The organism is Vibrio fortis, from assembly GCF_024347475.1.
Classification (GTDB): Bacteria; Pseudomonadota; Gammaproteobacteria; order Enterobacterales; family Vibrionaceae; genus Vibrio; species Vibrio fortis.
On record NZ_AP025487.1, the window covers coordinates 1,123,869 to 1,144,966 of the forward strand.

Here is a 21,098-nt window from a genome sequence, read left to right on the forward strand (position 1 = left end):
ATGAATAGCGACTACTTTGTTTGGCTAGTTTCTACTGGTACTACGGAGCTTGCATGTGAGCCTTTCGGGCCGCTTTCAACTTCGTAATCGACTTGTTGCCCCGCCTTGAGTGTTCGGTAACCCTCCATTTGAATCGTTGAATAGTGTGCAAAAATGTCACCCTCTTCACCTTCTGGACAAATGAAACCAAACCCTTTGGCATTGTTAAACCATTTTACTGTACCTGTAGCCATGCTATACATCCCTCATGCATTTTGTTACTGATGTTGTTTATATCAACTTTAAAAGTGTCATTGATACGATTCTGAAACGATGAAAATGATCACCGTTATTCTGAACTTCTACATTGCTGACATGAAATATCGCTGCCTTGCGTAATTATTCCGTGTTGTTAAATTTTAATGTAAAAAAACCTTTTAGCTCCAATGTAGCTAATGATTGAGCACAGTCAATAGCAAATTGGTAGAAAATTGATCATTTTTAATAACAAATCACACCTGAGAATCTGCACTATTTACTAACTTATTTGTAACTTATGAGCGCAAATATATGTTTTGCGTATGTTTATGCTGCCTTTTTAATCAATCACATATGTTAATCGACGCAATAGCCATCTTTTATTTGCAGCAAGGTAAATGGTGGATTAGGCTGAATGTATAGGTTTGATTTTTGGTCTCGTTTTCTAGCACTGTTTCTTAGTACACCCCAAACGGTGAATGTGGTAGATTTAAGTCTCGCATATGTCCGATGTCCAAAAACAACCTTAGCAAAGCTAACATGAGTAGAAACTTTGAATGGGCGGCTCCAGGCTCTGATTTACTGGAGAAAGAAAAAACGAAAGTTAAGCCACCGGCAATGTATAACGTCGTACTCAATAACGATGACTACACGCCAATGGACTTTGTAATCGAGATCCTAGAGCGATTTTTCTCACTAGATATCGAGAAAGCAACGGAAATTATGCTCAAGGTTCATTATGAAGGTAAAGCTATCTGTGGGACTTACAGCGCAGAGATAGCGGAAACAAAAGTAGCGCAAGTAACGATGTACTCAAAGGAAAATGAGCATCCGCTACTATGTACAATGGAGCAAGCTTAAAGACTTGTTCGGACAACACTGTTGTTCCCTTAGGAGGTACTTATGCTGAATAAAGAATTAGAATCAAGCTTGAACGGCGCTTTTGCTCGAGCGCGAGAAAAGCGACATGAGTTTATGACTGTCGAGCACCTCCTACTTGCATTATTGGAAAATGATGCGGCTAAGGAAGCGTTATTGGCATGCCAAGCCGACCTTGATGCTTTGCGTAATGAACTCGATATTTTTATCGATCAAACGACTCCTCTTATCCCAGAAAGCGACGAAACGCGTGAGACTCAGCCGACGCTAAGTTTTCAACGCGTTCTACAGCGTGCAGTTTTCCATGTTCAGTCATCGGGTCGCAGTGAAGTGACCGGTGCCAACGTTCTTGTGGCTATTTTTAGTGAACAAGAATCTCACGCTGCTTACTTGTTGAAGAAAAACGATATCAGTCGCTTAGATATTGTTAACTTCATTTCTCACGGTATTACTAAAGCAAGTAACGAAGGCGACAGCGCTTCCTCTTCTGATTCATTCGGCGCCGAAAGCGCAGAAGAAGCGAGTTCAGAGGACAGATTAGAAAACTTCGCGACTAACCTTAATGAAGTGGCAAAGAAAGGTAATATCGATCCACTTATCGGCCGTGACAAAGAACTTGAACGCACCATCCAAGTACTATGTCGTCGTCGCAAAAATAACCCCCTACTTGTCGGTGAAGCAGGCGTAGGTAAAACTGCGATTGCCGAAGGTCTTGCGTGGAGAATCGTAGAAGGTCAAGTGCCTGAAGTGATTCAAAGCAGTGTAATCTACTCATTAGACATTGGCTCTCTACTTGCGGGTACTAAATACCGTGGTGACTTTGAGAAACGTTTTAAAGCGATTCTTAAACAGTTAGAGAAAGAAGAAGATGCGATCCTATTCATTGATGAAATTCACACCATTATTGGTGCAGGTGCAGCTTCGGGCGGTCAAGTAGACGCAGCAAACTTAATCAAGCCACTACTAAGTAGCGGTAAACTGCGTTGTATCGGTTCAACCACCTATCAAGAGTACAGCAGTATCTTTGAGAAAGAGCGTGCATTGTCTCGCCGTTTCCAAAAAATTGATATTGTTGAACCATCACTGGACGATACAACCAAGATCCTGATTGGTCTTAAGCCTAAGTATGAAGCGCACCACGAAGTTCGCTATACCAACAAAGCCTTGCGTGCTGCAGTAGAGTTATCCGCTAAATACATTAATGAGCGTCACCTGCCAGACAAGGCGATTGACGTTATTGATGAAGCGGGTGCTCGTAGTCGCTTAGCCCCAGCAAGCCGCCGTAAGAAAACGGTTAGCGTAGCGGACATCGAGTCTATGGTTGCGAAAATGGCTCGCATTCCTGAGAAATCAGTTTCTTCTTCAGATAAAGATATTCTTCAGAACCTTGATGACCGTATGAAAATGTTGGTATTTGGCCAGGATACGGCGATCGATGCATTGAGTGAGGCAATTAAGCTAACTCGTGCTGGTCTTGGTGCTGACAACAAACCAGTAGGTTCATTCCTGTTTGCTGGTCCAACAGGTGTTGGTAAAACGGAAGTGACAGTTCAACTATCTAAACTGATGGGTATAGAACTACTGCGCTTTGATATGTCTGAATATGGTGAGCGTCACTCGGTAAGCCGTTTAATTGGTGCGCCTCCTGGTTATGTTGGTTACGACCAAGGTGGTTTGCTAACGGATGCTGTTATTAAGAACCCTCACTCAGTTGTCCTACTGGATGAGATCGAGAAAGCACACCCTGATATCTTTAACCTGCTATTACAGGTAATGGATAACGGTACACTAACAGACAACAACGGCCGTAAAGCTGACTTCCGCAATGTGATCCTAGTGATGACAACCAACGCGGGTGTGGCGGAAACAGAGAAGAAATCGATCGGCTTGATCCAACAAGATCATGCGCCAGACGCGATGGGTGAAATCAAGAAAGTGTTTACGCCTGAATTCCGTAACCGTCTTGATAACATCATCTGGTTCAACAGCCTAGATCCGACAGTAATTAGCCAAGTGGTTGATAAGTTTATTGTTGAGCTACAAGTTCAACTGGACGCACGTGGCGTGTCTTTAGAGGTATCAGAAGATGCTCGTCATTGGCTAGCCGAGAAAGGCTACGACAAAGCGATGGGTGCTCGTCCTATGGGACGTGTTATTCAAGAGCAACTCAAGAAGCCTCTGGCCAATGAACTGCTGTTTGGTAGCCTGGTTGACGGTGGTACTGTGAAAGTAACGCTGAAGAAAGATGAGCTGCAATTTAGCTATGTTGGTGCGAAGGAAGAAGTGATGCACTAGTCATCCTCTTCTATAAACACAATCTAAAACGTACGGCTTCGGTCGTGCGTTTTTTTATGTTTTGAAGATACGAGATACGAGATACGAGATACGAAGAGAGATGGAGAAAGATAAAGAAAGCGGTTAAGACCAAGCGCCAAATGTTGGGCAATAAAAAACGGAGCACTAGGCTCCGCTTCTTATCGTATTCACTAATGAGACATTAACGAGCACGGAAGACGATGCGGCCTTTAGAAAGGTCGTATGGAGTCATCTCAACAGTTACTTTGTCACCAGTAAGAATACGGATGTAGTTCTTACGCATTTTACCAGAGATGTGTGCTGTCACTACGTGACCGTTTTCAAGCTCAACACGGAACATTGTGTTTGGTAGAGTATCAAGGACAGTGCCTTGCATCTCGATTACGTCTTCTTTAGCCATCTAATCCTCTTTCGACATTTGGCGGTTTTCAACGGCGATGATAGTGCCGTCAAAATCAAATTATGTAAAGTTGTGGCGTATTCTACCCTTGCCACACTTGATTTACTAGCCTTTGATGACGTTGAAATCGCACTTTATAGTTCATAGCGGGGCATTCGTCGATTTGATAACCCAAATAAAGCCACTGTTTTTGGGTTTGTTGAGCATGTTGAATTTGAAACAAAACTCCAAGCGTACCTAGCGATAAATCGATATCTGGGTCAAAAAAGGTGTAAAACGCACTGGTACTTTGACTCATCACATCTGTAACGGCAATCGCCACTAATTTTTCATTGTGGTAGATGTGCAAATATTGAGTGTCCAACCAATCGTTCTTTGAAAACTGCAAGAATTCGTCTTTCTTAGGCGGGTACATGGTCCCTGAGCGGTGGCGAGCGGTGATATAACGGCTATACAATTCAAACCACGTCTCATCCATTTGCGGTTTCATTTTCCAAGTTAATGATTTGGCTTTATTAAGAAGACGCTTTTGGCTTTTCGAAAGCTGTATCTCTGGAATAAAGAGCCTTAAGGCGTGACAAGAAGAGCAATTGTCGCAATGAGGTTTGTAGATGGTTGCACCGCTGCGACGAAACCCATTGGCCAACAGAACTTCATAATTATCCGGCGTGTGCATGTGTTCGTCCAGTGTGACAGCAACACGCTCTTGTCGCTCTGGTAAGTAGCTACAACTATGATTATCGGTCAATCCGATTCTGATCTGGTGTAAGCCTGAACTCATTCCGAACAATCCTCGAGCCATTGTGGTTGAAAGCATGCAGCTGCAATAGACTGCTCTTTTAATAATGACAGAGATTCGAGAAAAGTCTCTCTTTCGATCTCCATTGCTCCGAGCGACTCCAGATGTGGGTTCATTACTTGGCAATCAATGAGTTGCCCACCATATTGTGAAAAGTGGCGGCAAAAGTACCAGAGTGCGATCTTAGATGCGTTGGTTTGAGTGCTGAACATGGATTCACCGCAAAAGAGTTGACCACGAAGAATGCCATACAAACCGCCAACCAATTCCTCTCCTTTCCACACTTCAACGGAATGGCAATGCCCCATTTTTGCCAGTTCGATATAGGATCGCTGCATATCTTGGTTTAGCCATGTCTCTTCAGCAGGGCGTAAGGATGAGCAAAGCCCGATCACTTTGTCTGTCGCTTGGTTGATACTGACACGGTAGCTGTGCTTGCGCTGAAATTTTTTGACACTTTTAGCCGGTTTAAATGTCTTAGGAACAAACACGGCTCGCGGAGCTGGACTCCACCACAGAATGGGTTCACCTGGACCGTACCATGGAAAAATGCCATGACTATAAGCATTGAGAATACGTGCAGGAGAAAGGTCTCCACCAAAAGCCAGTAATCCGTTGGGATCATCAAGCGCTTCAAATGGTGAAGGGAATTCTATACTAGTAGTATCCAACTCTGTTAAGTATATAGTCATTGCTATCGCTTATAGATTTACATAGACCAAAGGTCATTAGGAGTGTTGTCATGAAGAAATTGCTTTGGATTTTACTGTTTTTGCCTCTTATAGCAAATGCAGCCTACAACAGGAATCAAGCTCGACCGGTCAATGAGGTTGTTTACGGTGAAATTGATACCGTTCGTTATATCACTCAACAAGAGATTGTAGAGTCGAAAGCCAACGGTTGGGAAACGCTGCTTGGCGCGGCGATTGGTGGCTTGATTGGTAACCAGTTTGGTGGTGGTACCGGTAAAGAAGTGGCGACAGCCGTTGGTGCAGTGGCGGGCGCAGGTATAGCCATAAACAGAGCCAATACCCAATATCGAGTAGAGTACAAGCTTGTCGAGTTGTTGGTCAAAACCGATGACAATAAGCTGGTCAACATTATTCAAGATGTCGACAGCTCGATGCTTTTTTCTCGCGGTGATGACGTGCGAATTCTGTACTTTTCTGATGGCGTACGTGTTGATCTAGTGTACTAGTTTGAAATTACACCTTGTTTGGAGGCTGATTGAGGTTTTTCTGGTCGATTTGCTCTGGAGTTCATCGAAAAAGTTCGTTAGTCTGCAATTACGAAGAATTATTCATCGCCTGAAAATAAATCGAAGACGGTCAGTCAGGTGATACAAGGATTAAATAAATTTAATGGAAAGCCTTACGTTACAACCAATACAAAAAGTGAGTGGGGAAGTTAACCTACCTGGCTCAAAAAGTGTTTCTAACCGAGCATTGCTACTTGCAGCGCTTTCGAGTGGTAAAACGCGCCTAACTAACCTTTTAGACAGTGACGATATTCGTCATATGCTGAATGCTTTGGCTAAGCTGGGCGTTAGCTACCAGCTGTCAGACGACAAAACGGTTTGTGAAGTGGAAGGTCTTGGTGGTGCGTTCGCAAGTCAAGAAGCGTTAGAACTGTTTCTTGGCAATGCTGGCACTGCGATGCGTCCGCTTGCGGCAGCACTGTGTCTAGGTTCAGGTGAGTACGTATTAACTGGTGAGCCGCGCATGAAAGAGCGACCAATCGGCCACCTAGTCACGGCACTTCGAGAAGCAGGTGCAGATGTTGAATATCTTGAGAATCAAAACTACCCACCATTGAAAATCAAAGGCACAGGCTTGAAGAGTGGTACGGTATCAATTGATGGTTCTATCTCTAGCCAGTTCCTAACCGCTTTTTTGATGGCTGCACCGCTTGCTGAAGGCGAAATCACCATCAAGATCGAGGGTGAGTTAGTTTCTAAACCTTACATCGACATTACTCTGCATATCATGAAACAGTTCGGTGTTGATGTTATCAATAATGACTACCAAGAGTTTGTGATCCCAACAGGCCAGCAATACGTTGCGCCGGGTGATTTTCTTGTCGAAGGTGATGCGTCATCAGCATCTTACTTCCTAGCAGCTGCTGCAATTAAAGGTGGTGAGATTAAGGTAACGGGTATTGGTAAAAACAGCATCCAAGGTGATATTCAGTTTGCAGACGCACTTGCGAAAATGGGTGCCGAGATTGAATGGGGTGACGACTACGTTATCTCTCGCGTTGGCCAGCTGAAAGGTATTGATATGGATTACAACCATATCCCTGATGCTGCGATGACGATTGCAACCACGGCACTGTTTGCCGAAGGTACGACTGCAATTCGCAACGTGTACAACTGGCGCGTAAAAGAGACAGATCGTCTTGCTGCAATGGCGACTGAGCTGCGAAAAGTGGGTGCTGAAGTGGAAGAGGGCGAAGATTACATTATTGTTCAGCCTGTTTCTGAGCTTAAACATGCGGCAATTGATACGTACGACGACCATCGTATGGCAATGTGTTTCTCTTTGGTAGCGTTGAGCGATACTCCTGTAACAATCAATGATCCTGGCTGTACGTCAAAGACTTTCCCTGACTACTTTGACAAGCTAAAAATGCTTAGTCAGTAGAACGATAATAATGAAAAAAGCTTGCTCCAGGGCAAGCTTTTTATCTATTTGTTCAGCATAGTCTTCATTGGTTTAACGAAAGCTATTGTCGCGACAACGTCATCTACCTGTCGGATCCGGAACTGTTCCCGTATCGGCATTATTGCTGCAGCGTAAACTCTTTGGAGAGGTGGTGAGCTAGGTACTTGAACATATTGAATACTGCGGTCGTATTTTCAGTTGGTAAGCCATTGCTGTCTAGGAAGTATTCGCCTTTAAATACCAACACGTCATCCTTCTCTGTGACGCTATCCGCACGCATTCCCTCTATATAGTCATCATGAGATTGAATGACTTGGTTAGCGATAAGCAGAAGGTCGAACTCTGTGATTACTTGTTTACTCATTGAGATTCTCTAATAACGATGGATAGGTGGAGTTTAGAGCGACAAAGTAGAAATTCAATGACCTGACCCCAAGTAGGGTAGGAGTTTTCTATTTTATGTTCGATATTTTGTGATTTATGACAAAAATAATTGAACAGGGCTCGCCATTGAAACATAGACAAGATTAGTATGACCCCGTTTATATAAGAAGCTTGAAAAACAGGCATTTTGAAGTACGGTTTGATTGTACTTTACTCTCAAATCCTATTGTGCCCCTTTTCTCAACTGAGTCGCTGAATTGTCGAGCGATCAGATCCAATTTTGAAAAAAGCGGTTGATCTTCTTTTAATCTCGCACAATAGTAAAAAAAGAAGCAATGAATTTAGAATATCATGCGTAAAAGCCCACAGTAGATTTGTTGGTGCTGAAGCATCGTGATTAAGGACGTTAGTGTCAATATGGGTAAATCGCTCGTTATAGTGGAGTCGCCAGCCAAGGCTAAAACTATCAATAAATATCTTGGCAAAGACTTTGTCGTTAAGTCGAGTGTAGGTCACGTGCGTGACTTACCAACCGCAGGACAAAGCACAGGCAAGAAGGCGGCTGCTGTTTCAACAAAGGGTATGAGCCCAGAAGAGAAAGCTCGTATCAAGAAAGAAAAAGATCGCAAAGCACTCATCAAGAAGATGGGTATCAACCCATATAAAGATTGGGAAGCGAACTATCAGGTTCTGCCAGGCAAAGAAAAAGTCGTGGCTGAACTCCAAAAGCTAGCTGAGAATGCAGACCATGTATATCTCGCAACCGATTTGGACCGCGAGGGAGAAGCTATCGCATGGCACCTTCGTGAGATCATCGGTGGCGATGAAGCGAGATATAAACGAGTAGTATTTAACGAGATCACCAAGAACGCGATTCAACAAGCGTTTGAAACTCCTGGTGAGCTTAATATTGATGGTGTAAACGCTCAACAAGCACGTCGATTTATGGACCGTGTTGTAGGTTTCATGGTTTCGCCACTACTTTGGAAAAAAGTAGCTCGTGGTCTTTCTGCTGGCCGTGTTCAGTCGGTAGCCGTTAAGCTGCTGGTAGAGCGTGAGCGTGAGATCAACGCGTTCATTCCAGAAGAGTTCTGGGATATCCACGCGGATACACAAACTGGCGACAAAACTGATTTCCGTCTGCAGGTTGCTCAGAAAGCCGGTGTTGCTTTCAAGCCAGAAAATGAAGAACAGACTAAAGCCGCGCTGAGTATTCTTGAGAAAGCTGAATACGAAGTCTGCAAGCGTGAAGACCGCCCAACAAAGAGCAAACCGTCAGCACCTTACATCACTTCTACTCTTCAACAAGCTGCGAGCACGCGCTTGGGCTATGGCGTTAAGAAGACGATGATGTTGGCTCAGCGACTCTATGAAGCGGGTTACATCACGTATATGCGTACTGACTCAACTAACTTGAGCTCAGAAGCTGTTGAGATGGCACGTGAATATATCAATTCAGAGTTTGGCGATAAGTACCTGCCAGCTAAACCACTTGTTTACGGTAGCAAAGAGGGCGCACAAGAGGCGCACGAAGCAATCCGTCCATCAAGTGTTGAAGTGAAGTCTGAAGACCTGAAAGGTGTTGATGCAGATGCTCACAAACTGTATTCGTTGATCTGGAACCAGTTTGTGGCGTGTCAAATGACACCTGCACAATACGATTCAACGACGATCAGTGTAAAAGCTGACGAGTACACACTAAAAGCGAAAGGCCGTATCCTTAAGTTTGATGGTTGGACTCGCGTACAACGCCCTATGGGCAAGAACGACGATACTATCCTGCCGTCGGTTGAGTTAGGCGATAAGCTTAAACTTGTGACGCTTGATCCTAAGCAGCACTTTACTAAGCCACCTGCACGTTACACTGAAGCAGCATTGGTTAAAGAGCTTGAAAAACGTGGTATCGGTCGTCCATCGACGTACGCATCAATCATCTCGACTATCCAAGATCGTGGTTATGTGAAGGTTGAGCAGCGCCGTTTCTATGCTGAAAAAATGGGTGAGATTGTTACTGACCGTCTCGACCAAAGCTTTAACGACTTGATGAACTACGACTTCACTGCTCGAATGGAGCAGAAGTTGGACCAAATCGCAGAAGGCGAAGCGAACTGGAAAGGTGTTTTAGATAACTTCTTTACAGACTTCACTGGTGATCTTGAGAAAGCTGACCTTGACGAATCTGCTGGTGGCATGAAGCCTAACCACATCGTAGAAACGGATATTGAATGTCCGACTTGTGGCCGCAATATGGGTATCCGTACCGCGTCTACTGGTGTGTTCCTTGGTTGTTCAGGCTATGCATTGCCACCAAAAGAGCGTTGTAAGACGACGATTAACCTTGGTGACGAAGAAGGCATTATCAATGTTCTTGAAGAAGACGTTGAAACTGCTGCACTGCGAGCTAAGAAGCGTTGTCCTATCTGTGAAACAGCGATGGACGCCTACCTGATCGATGACAAGCGTAAGATGCATGTTTGTGGTAACAACCCGAACTGTGATGGTTATGTTGTAGAGCACGGTGAGTTCAAAGTTAAAGGTTACGATGGTCCGGTTGTTGAATGTGACAAATGTGGTTCAGACATGGTTCTGAAAAACGGTCGCTTTGGCAAGTACATGGATTGTACAAGCGATGACTGTAAGAACACGCGTAAGATCCTGAAGAACGGTGAAGTCGCGCCTCCGAAGGAAGACCCTGTGCATTTCCCTGAGCTTCCATGTGAAAACTCAGATGCGTACTTCGTACTTCGTGACGGTGCTTCTGGTCTATTTATGGCAGCAAGCAACTTCCCTAAATCTCGTGAAACTCGCGCTCCATTAGTGGAAGAGTTGGTTCGATTTAAAGACCGAATTTCACCGAAGTTCCAATACCTAACGACTGCGCCTGTGGCTGACCCTGATGGCAAGCCAACAGTAGTCCGCTTTAGCCGTAAGACCAAAGAGAATTACGTACGTACTGAAGTCGATGGTAAGCCATCTGGTTGGACAGCGTTGTTTATTGATGGAAAATGGGAAGTCACCGATAAGCGCAAAAAGCCTAAAGAAAAATAATTAACAAAAAAGCAGCCTAGTTTGGCTGCTTTTTTTTGTTTTGAATATGAGTTTTTATGCAACGCGGTGCAATATTTGTCTCAAAGGTGAAAAATAAATTCTTTTGATGTGTGAAATAATTTGGAAAAGAAAGTGTGTTTTCTTTGCGAGCATTAACATTAATGTAACTGAATTAAAATATTGTAATTAGTAGATCACCATTTTGATGTAGAAGGCATGTGTTTTCATTGTTAATGTAATGTTTCTGAAAGTCTTTGTAATGTGAGCTGCTTTAAGAGTTGGAAAAGCAATCGTTTCACATACCACAGAATGGCATCTTAAAAATTGAAATCGACTGAAAAGTCGATAACGTATATAAAACCAAGTGCAAAGAATAGTGCACAGATAACAACGTTTGGCTTAGTATTTTGTCACTGAATATGAATGGATATGTACTAAGTGCCTAAAATAAGAGTTGGTGCTTGCCCCCAAAGGTTTACCCCTTAATTAAGTACCAACATCGACAAGCTATAAATATATGGAGAATAAAATGGCTGGTGTATTGGGAATGATTCTTGCTGGCGGTGAAGGCTCTCGCTTAAGACCTTTAACTGAATCTCGCAGCAAACCCTCGGTTCCATTCGGCGGAAGCTACCGCTTGATTGATTTTGCTTTAAACAACTTCGTAAACGCTGATCTGATGAAGATCTACGTTTTGACACAGTTTAAGTCGCAATCACTATTCCATCACATGAAAAAAGGTTGGAATATCAGTGGGATAACAGATAGATTCATCGACCCAATTCCTGCGCAAATGCGTACGGGTAAGCGTTGGTATGAAGGCACGGCTGATGCGATTTATCAGAACCTTCGTTTCATGCAACTAGAAGAACCGGATCAAGTATGTATCTTTGGTTCTGACCACATCTATAAAATGGACATTAAGCAAATGCTTGATTTCCACAAAGAGAAGAAAGCGGCGTTGACGGTTTCTGCTCTACGTATGCCTTTGGCTGAAGCATCAGAATTCGGTGTTATCGAAGTTGATGCAGAAGGGCGTATGATTGGCTTTGAAGAGAAGCCGGCGAATCCTAAACCAATTCCAGGTGACCCTGATTCTGCACTCGTTTCAATGGGCAACTACGTGTTTGAAGCGAACGAATTGTTTGCTGAACTGGTAGAAGATGCAGATCGTGAAGGCTCTTCACATGACTTTGGTAAAGACATCATTCCAAACATGTTCCCACGTGGTGACGTGTTTGTTTACGACTTCAGCACCAACCGTATCACTGGCGAGAAAGAAGAAGTGTACTGGCGCGATGTGGGTACGATAGACGCTTACTGGCAGGCACACATGGACCTGCTAGAAAAAGATGCGCCATTCTCCCTATATAACCGTAAATGGCCACTTCACACTTACTACCCGCCACTACCGCCAGCAACCTTTACAGATTCTGCAAACGGACGTGTGCAGATCATCGATAGCTTGGTATGTAACGGTAGCTACGTACGCGGCTCGCGAATCGAGAAGTGTGTACTTGGTTTCCGCAGTAATATTGCATCTGCTTGTGATATCAGCGAAAGTATCTTACTTGGCGACGTTAAAGTGGGTGAGGGCTGTGTTCTTCGCCGTGTTATCGTCGATAAAGATGCAGATATCGCTCCGGGCACTCAAATCGGTGTGAATCTGAAAGAAGATAAAAAGCACTACCATGTTTCAGAAGATGGTGTTGTCGTAATCCCTAAAGGAGCACGAGTTGGTTACTAAGACTCTCTCGGTACTTTTTGTAGCGTCTGAAGTTGAAGGTTTAATTAAAAGTGGTGGCTTGGCTGATGTAGCCAAGGCACTGCCTAAAGCGTTGCAAACACTCGAACAGGACGTTCGAGTGACCATCCCCGCATACAGCAAAATCCCAAATGTTGAGTCGGCTGAAGTTATTTTGTCGACTGAACTCGATCACTGGCCTCATACGGCTTATCAAGTTAAGAAACTAAGCGTTGAAGGTGTGCAAGTTTTTGGTATTGAATGCCAACAGTACTTTGACCGCCCGGAAATGTATGCTGAGAACAATCAAGCTTACGCCGATAACGGTGAGCGATTTGCGTTCTTCAGTGCGGCATGTCTCGACATGCTGCCAAAGTTAGGCTTTCAACCTGATATTGTTCATGCCAACGATTGGCATACTGGCTTTGTTCCATACCTGCTGAAATCTCGTTATCAAGAGCACGATTTCTTCAAAGATATGCGTAGTGTTATTTCGATACACAATGCCGTCTTTAAGGGCGTATTCTCATATGATGAGTTGCAAAATCTGCCAGAAATGCACGGTCGATATGTACCGGAAGCAGCAGTCAGTGACACTCATGTCACCATGCTGAAAGCTGGCGTGATGTGTGCAGACAAGATTAACGCCGTTAGCCCGACTTACGCGGAAGAGCTCAAAACAGAACTTGGCAGCCATGGTATGGCGAAAGAGTTCCAACACCGTTCTAATGACCTATTTGGAATTTTAAACGGCTGTGACTATGGATCATGGAACCCTGAAACGGATGCTTATCTGCCGCGCAAATACAAGGCCACTAAACTTAGTATGGCGCGAGGCAAGTCTGCTTGTAAGCAAAAGCTGCAGCAAGACGTTGGCCTTCCTGAGGTAGATTGCGCCGTGTATGGAATGGTTTGTCGTTTGACGAACCAAAAGGGCGTTCACTACTTAATTCCAATCATTGAAGAGTTCTTAAAGAACGATCTGCAAATTGTGATAGTAGGTACAGGCGATCCGGTGTTGGCAAGTCAGCTTAAAGAGCTTTCAGCGTTGCATTCAGAGAAGTTTTCGTTTGTGGAAGCTTACAATAACGAACTGGCACATTTGGTTGAAGCTGGCTCGGACTTCTTCTTAATGCCATCGGAATTTGAGCCTTGTGGTTTGAATCAGATTTACAGCATGGCTTATGGCACGCTGCCAATTGTGCGTTCAGTCGGTGGTTTGAAAGACAGTGTTAATCATTACGATGATAATCCTGAAATAGCTACGGGTTTTGCTTTTAAAGAGCCAACGCCTCAAGCTTTGCTTTCAGTATTGCACCGCTCTTTACTGCTTTATGCTCAAAGACCTGCCGAAGTTCGTCGCGTTCAGCTCTATGCTATGCAACAGAACTTTTGCTGGGAAGATGCCGCTAAATCTTATTTAGAGATGTATCACACAGCGTTGTAACTTGGGAATGTGAAATGTAAGGTGTTCCATAGTGAACACCTTTTTTCGTTTTTAATGTGTCACAATAAACGTTTAAATTACCAATAATTCCATATAACGCTTTGGGAGTAATTGTGGTTGAGCTATTCATAACACTGATAAGATGATTGACACTACTATCACTTAATCGGTTTAATAGCGTGCTATCATTACCAAGCACATTTCCCCGGTGTTCAAGCAAATAAGTAGAATTAAAGCGATAGGTATGTCTGAGAGTTTATTATTCCATAAAACATTCAATCACCCGACTAGTGATGAGTGGGTCGTTTTCGTCCACGGTGCTGGTGGGAGTTCGTCCATTTGGTTTAAGCAGATCAAAGCTTACAAACAGCACTTTAATTTGTTGTTGATTGACCTACGAGGACACGGTAAGTCTGACAACCTTTTGAAAGAGTTGATCAGCAACCGTTACACGTTCAAAGCGGTAACGCTCGATATTCTTAAAGTACTCGACCATCTTAAAATTCGTTCAGCGCACTTTGTTGGTATGTCGCTGGGTACTATTATTGTTCGAAATGTAGCTGAGTTGGCTGCCGAGCGAGTTCGTTCAATGGTATTGGGCGGGGCTGTAACACGCTTGAACACGCGCTCTCAAGTCTTGGTTAAGTTAGGCAACTTGAGTAAACACATCATTCCTTATATGTGGCTCTATAGTCTGTTTGCATACATTGTGATGCCGCAAAAGAGCCAGCGCGAGTCTAGACACCTTTTCATTCGCGAAGCGAAAAAACTATGTCAGAAAGAGTTTAAGCGTTGGTTTATTCTCACTGCAGACGTTAACCCCTTGATGCGATATTTCAAAGAACGAGAATTACCTATTCCTACTTTGTATCTGATGGGAGAGCGTGACTATATGTTCATCAAGCCAGTTAAAGAGATGGTCGCGGCACACAAGTCGAGTGAACTGGTGGAGATTGCCAATTGTGGTCACGTTTGTAATGTTGAGCAGCCAGAAGAGTTTAACCAACGCTCTATCGAGTTTATTCAAAAGCAAATCAAATAGCGGTAATGTGTTGGGGTATGACCCACGGATATACAAAAACAGGAAGCGACTAGGCTTCCTGTTTTTTTTTGGGGACTCTTGTTACGACGGTCTATGTTTCGGGGCAAGGTGAACCACACTGCCAACAAGACCCAAACTGAGCTTCGTTGACTTCATGACATTGTGTACAGCGCCACTCTTCATAGATAATCGAATCTTGCTGCTTCTTATAGGCGTTGATGAGATTCAGAGCTGCTGTCGCATCAGAAGGCTCGTAAAGCCATACGTATGGGTCTGTTTCTTCCGAGAAAGGGATTTCCCCCTTTAAACCAAATAATCCTTCCCCACGCACTTCACAGGCGATTTTTTCACTCTCTAGAAGCCCACATATGATGTGAGCCTCAGTTGGGTTTGCAGCGCTGAATATTTTCATCAATTTTCCTTTATCTATTCAGCGACTGGCGCCGAACGAAACTTACTCATGATCCATTTAGCTGCAATTGGGAACACACCTAGTAGTGCGAAAGAAAGCAATACTGAAGGAGAGACAATACCTGACAGAGAATCGATCTCTGCTAACTGAGTACCTGCGTTTAGGTAAACCGCAGTACCTGGCAACATCCCCAATTGGCTAGTCAAATAATAGCGTCCTACGGAGATAGGTGTTAAGCCCATCAACAAATTAATTAGGAAGAATGGGAATACCGGAATCAAGCGCAGTGAGAATAGGTAAAACGCACCGTCTTTCTCTACACCTTGGTTAATAGTAGAGAGCTTATCGCCAAACTTACCCTGAACCCAGTCACGCAATAGAAAGCGACTACTCAGGAATGCTAATGTCGCACCTATGGTACTTGCAAAAGAGACCAGTAATAAACTCGTCCAGAAACCAAATAGCGCTGCGCCGAGAAGTGTAACCACAGCAGCACCTGGAATAGAAAATGCGGTGATCATTATATAGAGGATAAAGTAGGTCGCTGCTGCGACAACAAAGTTAGTCTCTATATAGTCATTAAGAAGTGCCTGCTGAGCTTTGGCATTTTCGAGAGTCAAGTATTGACCAAAGTTGACGGCTAGCAACACGATTGTGGCAACTAAAATTATGCCTAAAATCATTTTCTTACTCATAGGAGCGTCCCTTAATCTTTTGCTTATTGTTAGTATAGTTAGACAGGCGAAGGAAAGATTAACTTTCAAAAGAAAATAAAAAAAGCCACAAAAATGTGGCTTTTTGCAATTAGGTGATTTGGACCTAATTTATATAACTGATGAGCTCGTCGCGTCTTTGTTGTGGTATCACAGACCAGTGTGTGCCATTGATAGCACCTTCAAGTGCCCAAAGTAGCTCTAAGCTAACACTCGATGAATGAGACTCTTTAATTGCTTTGTAAGCATTAACAGAACCTGATTCATACAAGCTCTCAACTGTGTCGATACCTGCTTTTTTCAGCATACGCTCTGTAGCAAGACGAAGGTTCGGCAGATCTTTCAATCGGGTCGGTTTAGCCGATGACTGAATTTGCTTCTCTTCTTTAGCACAGTTAAGGGAGGCTTTTGCCAGTTCGATAATGCGTTCTTGAGCCTGCCAGAGGTCTTCTGGGAGGGCAAAATACTTAGTTACGACTGGGAAACCACGTTTCTTGTAAACGTAAGGTTCAAAGCCCTGTTGTTCAAATTGTGAAGTAGTATTCTTGTCAGCTCGAATGTGTAACTGGTTGTTTACGACCAATGCAAACATAGTGTCGTCGGCAAATAGGCCGAAACCGCCAAACATTGAGCGTGACTTTATCTTTCCAAGTGGCTCAAATAACTTCATTGAGTCCTTGAGTATCGGTTTATCCATATTGTTTATCTCGGTGTATTTGAATTACGCCACCAAATAAGCAGGTCCGAGAGATTAGCAAAATGTCGCAATAAAATTGTCAATAAGCCGTAAATTACTACTAAAGGTAGGAAATACTGCATTTTGCCATCGGTAACCCCGCTACCATACCAATAATGGGTTAGGCCGGAGGCTTTGCGTCTCACCCTTTCAAGTGATTTGCCCTGTGCGTGACTGTATAATTAAGAATAAAGTTTTTTGTTGAATGAGGTTCACACTTGTTGCTCAAAAGTGTGATCTCGGTTCAGTTAATTGTTGCCTTAATATGCAACTGAGCTTTTACTTTTAACAAATAAAAAAAACGCACCAAACGGTGCGTTTTATTAGAATTATCTAAAGTTTACGTTACTTTAACGTTTTTACTGTAGCGCGCTCGATAATCTCTGGATGCATCTCGAATACGCGTTTTTCATGGTCTTTGTCTTTGATGCGCTCCAACAGAATTTCAAACGCATTCTTACCGACACGACGTTTTGGTTGGTGAACCGTTGTCAGTGGTGGTGAGAAGTACTCTGCCAGCTCAATGTTGTCGTAACCAATCACAGAAATATCTTCAGGGATCTTAATGCCTTGCTGCTGTAGGCGGCTCATAAGACCAAGTGCCATCGTGTCGTTAAAGCAGAATACTGCAGTAGGGCGGTTTTCCATTGCGACGATTTTATCTGCTGCGATAACTGCAGTATCACACTCGAAGTTACCTTCAAGAATTAGGTTGTCATCTGCTTGGATGTCAGCTTCTGCCAATGCACGACGGTAGCCTGCGATACGTTCAACACATGCCGCTTTATCTAAATGACCACTTAGACAAGCAATACGCTCATGCCCACGTTCAACTAGGTATTTAGTTGCCAGATAGCCACCCTCTTCAGAGTTGTCGATGATCTTATCCGCTTGTGAACTCTCAGGGCCCCAGTCCATAACAACTTTTGGAATGTCAGCATGGCGGTCAAGCATTTCACGAAGTTCTTCTGTTAAGTCTGAACACATCACCAAGATGCCATCTACCCGCTTTTCAGCAAGCATTCGGATGTAGTCACGTTGCTTCTCGTAAATACCACCAGTGTTACATAGAATCAGCGTGTAACCTTGACGGTAACAGTAGCTTTCTACACCATCAATAACTTCAGAGAAGAATAGGTTGGTTGATTGAGTGACCAACATACCGATAGTGCGTGTAGAGTTACATTTCAGGCTACGAGCAACCGCACTTGGTGCGTAATTTAATTCGTCTACGGCTTTGTTTACTTTTTCTTGAGTCGCTTCTGCTACGAAACGTGTCTTGTTGATCACGTGAGAAACGGTGGTTGTTGATACGCCGGCTAAGCGAGCGACATCTTTTATAGTTGCCATGGCTTTATCCTATTGATAGCTACTTTCTCAGAAGTACGGAGTAAGTAGCCGTTTAAGCTACCAGAACAAGAGCTTAGAATTTGTAGGGCTCTCTCGGTACTAAAGTGCTAAAAAACAAAAAACCGCTAATGAGAGCGGCTTGTCTTAACACCGAAATGCTCTTAGCTAATTTAAAGCATAGCATTTCGAGAATGTTTCATATTTTATCGTTTGCGGTCACAATTTTAGACTGACTAGAAAATACTCGCAATAACATTCACCCAGAAATCTGGGTGAATTGTCACATTCTACCTAAATTGTGCCTTTAGTCATTAGTGAATTTATTCACCAGCTAAATATTGCGCATCAAGTTTACAGAAGGCAGTTAGCAATTCTGCAACACACGCGTAAAAACCAAATTCATCAAATTCACGACATTTTGTTGCAAATTGTGGAACCCAGCTAAGAAGTTGTTGCTCAACAAACTCATGTTGTGCAGTGAAAGCCGCTTCTAGTTCCTGCTCGGTTTCAAGATCGTTTGAACGAATAATGATGTTGCCTAGGAAATCTAATTCGATGGCTAGGTGATCGGCCGGCTCTTTTAGGTCTTGGTTTACTGCAATACCATAAGAAGCCATGATCGCTTCCATATCTTGAGCAGGCTTCGCATTCAAAAGGCCGCTCTTGTCTAGGTAAATAGAAGCGTACGGTAGAGCGCCATACTTGTCAGACTTTAGGAACAATTCGCAAAAATCTGATGAAAGCTCTAACTGAGCATCTTCACGGTTCTGCAATCGGTTAAGCGCATCGACTAGACTATTGATGGCTGGTTTTAGTGTTTCATTATCACCGAGACCAGTTAAAAACGAACGAATCTCAACCGAGTGGTAGTTATCCAATTCTTCTTGAGTCAGTTCTTTTGCGAACAGGCTCGATAGCCACCAGTAAATTTCAGCTCGTTGTTCATTGAACGCTTTCGTTTCTTTCATCTCAATAATCCTAATATCGTCTTTCGTAATATCTGCGGTACGAAGGCTGACTAACCGTTGTATTTGCAAACTGCAAAGTTACTCGTTAGTAGTAATGCCTATATTGAATTGCGATGGAGGTTAAATAGCAAGGTTTAAGATTGTCTTGTATCAAAAAAAATTCAGGTTTCTGGCTTTTATCTTGCGTACTACTAGAATTGTTACTAGTTATGAATAGAATAGTCACTGAAACTATTAAATAAGAAAAGTGGTGTAGATGAGCTATCACGTATTAGTCGTAGAAGATGATGTGGTAACCCGTAGTAAGCTGGTTGGATATTTCCAGAACGAAGGTTACACAGTAAGCGAAGCAGAAAGCGGCGCGCAAATGAGAAACGTTTTAGAAGAGAATAACGTTGACCTCATTATGCTGGACATCAACTTACCAGGCGAAGATGGATTGATGCTAACTCGCGAATTACGCAGTCAATCAGACATTGGGATTATTTTAGTTACTGGACGCACGGATAGCATCGACAAAATTGTAGGCCTAGAGATGGGCGCAGATGATTATGTTACTAAACCATTCGAACTTCGCGAGTTGTTGGTTCGAGTGAAAAATCTACTTTGGCGAATCTCGGCTGCTCGCAAGTCACCATCAGGTGTGGCGGAGCAAGCGGAAGATGAATCTATTGTTCGCTTTGGCGAGTGGACATTTGATATTCCACGTCGCGCGCTGAGTAAGAATGGTGAACCTGTGAAGCTAACCAAAGCTGAATATGAGCTATTGGTTGCGCTGTCATCATACCCGAACCAAGTATTAAGCCGTGAGCGAATCCTAAACATGATTAGCCACCGTGTAGACGCGCCAAATGATCGTACCATCGACGTACTGATTCGTCGCATGCGTGCGAAGATGGAGTTTGATCCAAAGAACCCACAAATCTTTGTGACGGTTCATGGTGAAGGTTACATGTTTGCTGGCGATTAACGCTCAGAATTAAAATGCTCAACAATCGAAAATGAAAAAGCCGAGATACTCAGTATCTCGGCTTTTTGTTTGTGTTATTAGCTTAGTATTGCGCAACCACCTCTAAACAGGTTTAGGGCGCTGGCTGTTCGTCATTTGTCAGTGATGCATCGGCCACTGTGGAGGCGTCATCGTCAAGGGTTGATGGTTCAGGGATAACGATCGGCTCTTGGGTTTCAGAGCTCTGATTATCTAGCCAATCGCGCAGTGATTGCCAAACCAATCCCATGGTTTCATGCCAGTAACGCTCGGTTTGCTCCAAGTAAATTGCTTTCGGCATGTACTTATTCCAAGGTTGCTCGATACCGTCTTGCGCAAGGTAATTAGTGGGTGCTGGAATCGGCTTCATACCAGCATCATGGAACTCATTAAGAGCGCGCTGCATATGGCTTGCTGACGTGACGAGTACCATTCGTTTGTTTTTTACGAATGCCGCTGCTTGGCGCGCTTCTTCCCATGTATCTTTGGCTGTCTCAAGTAAGATGATGTCGGGTTTAGATACACCCAATGCAAGGGCAACTTTCGCCATCATACGGGCGTTGCTGACCTCAGTGCCACCACCATAACCAGAGAGAATCAATTTAGCGCCAGGGTAGATTCGTTGGATGCGAATGCCTTCGCTAAGTCTCATGAGACCGGTACGGCTGAGCTCAGACGTTGGCGGGATTTGATCATCAACCACATGGCCGCTGCCCAATACCATCACATAGTCGACGGGTTCATTGGTCGGCAAGAAAGCAGTGTGCTGTCGTTCCATTGGCATGAGAAGTTGACTAGAAACAGGTTGGAACGCGATGAGGAAAATACCACATAGTGCAGACAGCGTGATAAGGCACCCTGTTTTACGTTTTGTAGTGAACATAACAAGGGCCAAGCCCAGAAAAGCGAGAATTAACATTGCTGGCAGTGGCATCAACAGTGAAGACACTACTTTTTTCAGCTCAAACATAT

At 43.7% G+C, this 21,098-nt stretch carries 20 protein-coding genes and 1 riboswitch; of the genes, 9 read left to right on the forward strand and 11 right to left on the reverse strand.

All coding sequences use genetic code 11. From position 1 onward, the window contains the following. Positions 1 to 11: 11 nt before the first annotated feature. A complete protein-coding gene (gene cspD, locus OCV50_RS05110; RefSeq protein WP_032549456.1) occupies positions 12 to 233 on the reverse strand; it encodes a cold shock domain-containing protein CspD in 222 nt (73 codons plus the stop codon). A 544-nt stretch (positions 234 to 777) separates the two neighbouring features. On the opposite strand from cspD, the gene clpS reads away from it, so the two are divergent. Next, positions 778 to 1,098 (forward strand): ATP-dependent Clp protease adapter ClpS, encoded by a 321-nt coding sequence (gene clpS, locus OCV50_RS05115; RefSeq protein WP_032549455.1) that lies wholly within the window; start codon positions 778 to 780, stop codon positions 1,096 to 1,098. Positions 1,099 to 1,140: 42 nt separating this feature from the next. Beyond that, positions 1,141 to 3,411 carry an ATP-dependent Clp protease ATP-binding subunit ClpA gene (gene clpA / locus OCV50_RS05120; protein ID WP_239840589.1) on the forward strand — a complete coding sequence of 757 codons (2,271 nt, stop codon included), beginning with the start codon at positions 1,141 to 1,143 and terminating at the stop codon, positions 3,409 to 3,411. A 202-nt stretch (positions 3,412 to 3,613) separates the two neighbouring features. Here clpA and infA read toward each other — a convergent pair whose 3' ends face one another. From infA to aat, 3 genes are all read right to left on the reverse strand, one after another. Then, positions 3,614 to 3,832, reverse strand: a complete 219-nt coding sequence (gene infA, locus OCV50_RS05125; protein WP_001040192.1) for a translation initiation factor IF-1 — start codon at positions 3,830 to 3,832, stop codon at positions 3,614 to 3,616. An 82-nt stretch (positions 3,833 to 3,914) separates the two neighbouring features. Beyond that, entirely contained in the window at positions 3,915 to 4,613 is a 699-nt protein-coding gene (locus OCV50_RS05130) for an arginyltransferase (RefSeq protein ID WP_261903872.1), read from the reverse strand. Beyond that, a complete protein-coding gene (aat, locus tag OCV50_RS05135) occupies positions 4,610 to 5,323 on the reverse strand; it encodes a leucyl/phenylalanyl-tRNA--protein transferase (RefSeq protein WP_261903873.1) in 714 nt (237 codons plus the stop codon). The genes OCV50_RS05130 and aat overlap by 4 nt, the downstream gene beginning before the upstream one ends. A 50-nt stretch (positions 5,324 to 5,373) precedes the next feature. On the opposite strand from aat, the gene OCV50_RS05140 reads away from it, so the two are divergent. Together OCV50_RS05140 and aroA are read left to right on the forward strand one after the other, a co-directional pair. Beyond that, entirely contained in the window at positions 5,374 to 5,829 is a 456-nt protein-coding gene (locus OCV50_RS05140; protein WP_261903874.1) for an outer membrane lipoprotein, read from the forward strand. A 163-nt stretch (positions 5,830 to 5,992) separates the two neighbouring features. Further along, positions 5,993 to 7,273 (forward strand): 3-phosphoshikimate 1-carboxyvinyltransferase, encoded by a 1,281-nt coding sequence (gene aroA, locus OCV50_RS05145; RefSeq protein ID WP_261903875.1) that lies wholly within the window; start codon positions 5,993 to 5,995, stop codon positions 7,271 to 7,273. A 139-nt stretch (positions 7,274 to 7,412) separates the two neighbouring features. On the opposite strand, the gene OCV50_RS05150 is transcribed toward aroA, so the two are convergent. After that, a complete protein-coding gene (locus OCV50_RS05150; RefSeq protein WP_239840592.1) occupies positions 7,413 to 7,658 on the reverse strand; it encodes a YciN family protein in 246 nt (81 codons plus the stop codon). Between the two features lie 437 nt (positions 7,659 to 8,095). Between OCV50_RS05150 and topA the strand changes: the two genes are divergently transcribed. From topA to OCV50_RS05170, 4 genes are all read left to right on the forward strand, one after another. After that, the gene (topA, locus tag OCV50_RS05155) at positions 8,096 to 10,726 is read left to right on the forward strand and encodes a type I DNA topoisomerase (protein ID WP_261903876.1); all 2,631 of its coding nucleotides are present in this window, start codon (positions 8,096 to 8,098) and stop codon (positions 10,724 to 10,726) included. 529 nt (positions 10,727 to 11,255) lie between these two features. After that, entirely contained in the window at positions 11,256 to 12,473 is a 1,218-nt protein-coding gene (gene glgC, locus OCV50_RS05160) for a glucose-1-phosphate adenylyltransferase (RefSeq protein ID WP_261903877.1), read from the forward strand. Then, the gene (gene glgA, locus OCV50_RS05165; protein ID WP_261903878.1) at positions 12,463 to 13,917 is read left to right on the forward strand and encodes a glycogen synthase GlgA; all 1,455 of its coding nucleotides are present in this window, start codon (positions 12,463 to 12,465) and stop codon (positions 13,915 to 13,917) included. Before glgC ends, glgA begins: the two co-directional genes overlap by 11 nt. Positions 13,918 to 14,161: 244 nt before the next feature. Further along, positions 14,162 to 14,959 (forward strand): alpha/beta fold hydrolase, encoded by a 798-nt coding sequence (locus OCV50_RS05170; protein WP_032549440.1) that lies wholly within the window; start codon positions 14,162 to 14,164, stop codon positions 14,957 to 14,959. Between the two features lie 91 nt (positions 14,960 to 15,050). On the opposite strand, the gene OCV50_RS05175 is transcribed toward OCV50_RS05170, so the two are convergent. From OCV50_RS05175 to torD, 5 genes are all read right to left on the reverse strand, one after another. Next, positions 15,051 to 15,371: a DUF2007 domain-containing protein gene (locus tag OCV50_RS05175; RefSeq protein WP_261903879.1), complete on the reverse strand. Its 321-nt coding sequence runs from the start codon at positions 15,369 to 15,371 to the stop codon at positions 15,051 to 15,053. 14 nt (positions 15,372 to 15,385) lie between these two features. After that, complete coding sequence (locus tag OCV50_RS05180) at positions 15,386 to 16,066, reverse strand: TVP38/TMEM64 family protein (RefSeq protein ID WP_239840596.1); 681 nt, start codon at positions 16,064 to 16,066, stop codon at positions 15,386 to 15,388. A gap of 124 nt (positions 16,067 to 16,190) precedes the next feature. Continuing rightward, positions 16,191 to 16,781, reverse strand: coding sequence for a TfoX/Sxy family DNA transformation protein (locus OCV50_RS05185; protein WP_239840597.1), 591 nt, complete (start codon positions 16,779 to 16,781; stop codon positions 16,191 to 16,193). Positions 16,782 to 16,909: 128 nt separating this feature from the next. Beyond that, a riboswitch (cyclic di-GMP riboswitch) is annotated at positions 16,910 to 16,994 on the reverse strand. A gap of 171 nt (positions 16,995 to 17,165) precedes the next feature. Beyond that, a complete protein-coding gene (purR, locus tag OCV50_RS05190) occupies positions 17,166 to 18,170 on the reverse strand; it encodes an HTH-type transcriptional repressor PurR (protein WP_239840598.1) in 1,005 nt (334 codons plus the stop codon). A gap of 320 nt (positions 18,171 to 18,490) precedes the next feature. Then, the gene (gene torD / locus OCV50_RS05195) at positions 18,491 to 19,138 is read right to left on the reverse strand and encodes a molecular chaperone TorD (protein ID WP_261903880.1); all 648 of its coding nucleotides are present in this window, start codon (positions 19,136 to 19,138) and stop codon (positions 18,491 to 18,493) included. A gap of 256 nt (positions 19,139 to 19,394) precedes the next feature. Between torD and torR the strand changes: the two genes are divergently transcribed. After that, the gene (gene torR, locus OCV50_RS05200) at positions 19,395 to 20,108 is read left to right on the forward strand and encodes a two-component system response regulator TorR (protein ID WP_239840600.1); all 714 of its coding nucleotides are present in this window, start codon (positions 19,395 to 19,397) and stop codon (positions 20,106 to 20,108) included. A 112-nt stretch (positions 20,109 to 20,220) separates the two neighbouring features. On the opposite strand, the gene elyC is transcribed toward torR, so the two are convergent. Beyond that, positions 20,221 to 21,096, reverse strand: a complete 876-nt coding sequence (gene elyC, locus OCV50_RS05205) for an envelope biogenesis factor ElyC (RefSeq protein ID WP_261903881.1) — start codon at positions 21,094 to 21,096, stop codon at positions 20,221 to 20,223. Between the last annotated feature and the right edge of the window lie 2 nt (positions 21,097 to 21,098).

Bases quoted from the DNA above. Each gene is read 5' to 3' on its own strand.
- purR (WP_239840598.1), bottom strand. From the start codon at position 18,170: ATGGCAACTATAAAAGATGTCGCTCGCTTAGCCGGCGTATCAACAACC.
- OCV50_RS05130 (WP_261903872.1), bottom strand. From the start codon at position 4,613: ATGAGTTCAGGCTTACACCAGATCAGAATCGGATTGACCGATAATCAT.
- OCV50_RS05140 (WP_261903874.1), top strand. From the start codon at position 5,374: ATGAAGAAATTGCTTTGGATTTTACTGTTTTTGCCTCTTATAGCAAAT.
- elyC (WP_261903881.1), bottom strand. From the start codon at position 21,096: ATGTTTGAGCTGAAAAAAGTAGTGTCTTCACTGTTGATGCCACTGCCA.
- torR (WP_239840600.1), top strand. From the start codon at position 19,395: ATGAGCTATCACGTATTAGTCGTAGAAGATGATGTGGTAACCCGTAGT.
- infA (WP_001040192.1), bottom strand. From the start codon at position 3,832: ATGGCTAAAGAAGACGTAATCGAGATGCAAGGCACTGTCCTTGATACT.
- clpS (WP_032549455.1), top strand. From the start codon at position 778: ATGAGTAGAAACTTTGAATGGGCGGCTCCAGGCTCTGATTTACTGGAG.
- aat (WP_261903873.1), bottom strand. From the start codon at position 5,323: ATGACTATATACTTAACAGAGTTGGATACTACTAGTATAGAATTCCCT.
- OCV50_RS05150 (WP_239840592.1), bottom strand. From the start codon at position 7,658: ATGAGTAAACAAGTAATCACAGAGTTCGACCTTCTGCTTATCGCTAAC.
- cspD (WP_032549456.1), bottom strand. From the start codon at position 233: ATGGCTACAGGTACAGTAAAATGGTTTAACAATGCCAAAGGGTTTGGT.
- OCV50_RS05175 (WP_261903879.1), bottom strand. From the start codon at position 15,371: ATGAAAATATTCAGCGCTGCAAACCCAACTGAGGCTCACATCATATGT.
- glgC (WP_261903877.1), top strand. From the start codon at position 11,256: ATGGCTGGTGTATTGGGAATGATTCTTGCTGGCGGTGAAGGCTCTCGC.
- OCV50_RS05170 (WP_032549440.1), top strand. From the start codon at position 14,162: ATGTCTGAGAGTTTATTATTCCATAAAACATTCAATCACCCGACTAGT.
- OCV50_RS05180 (WP_239840596.1), bottom strand. From the start codon at position 16,066: ATGAGTAAGAAAATGATTTTAGGCATAATTTTAGTTGCCACAATCGTG.
- OCV50_RS05185 (WP_239840597.1), bottom strand. From the start codon at position 16,781: ATGGATAAACCGATACTCAAGGACTCAATGAAGTTATTTGAGCCACTT.
- clpA (WP_239840589.1), top strand. From the start codon at position 1,141: ATGCTGAATAAAGAATTAGAATCAAGCTTGAACGGCGCTTTTGCTCGA.
- topA (WP_261903876.1), top strand. From the start codon at position 8,096: ATGGGTAAATCGCTCGTTATAGTGGAGTCGCCAGCCAAGGCTAAAACT.
- aroA (WP_261903875.1), top strand. From the start codon at position 5,993: ATGGAAAGCCTTACGTTACAACCAATACAAAAAGTGAGTGGGGAAGTT.
- torD (WP_261903880.1), bottom strand. From the start codon at position 19,138: ATGAAAGAAACGAAAGCGTTCAATGAACAACGAGCTGAAATTTACTGG.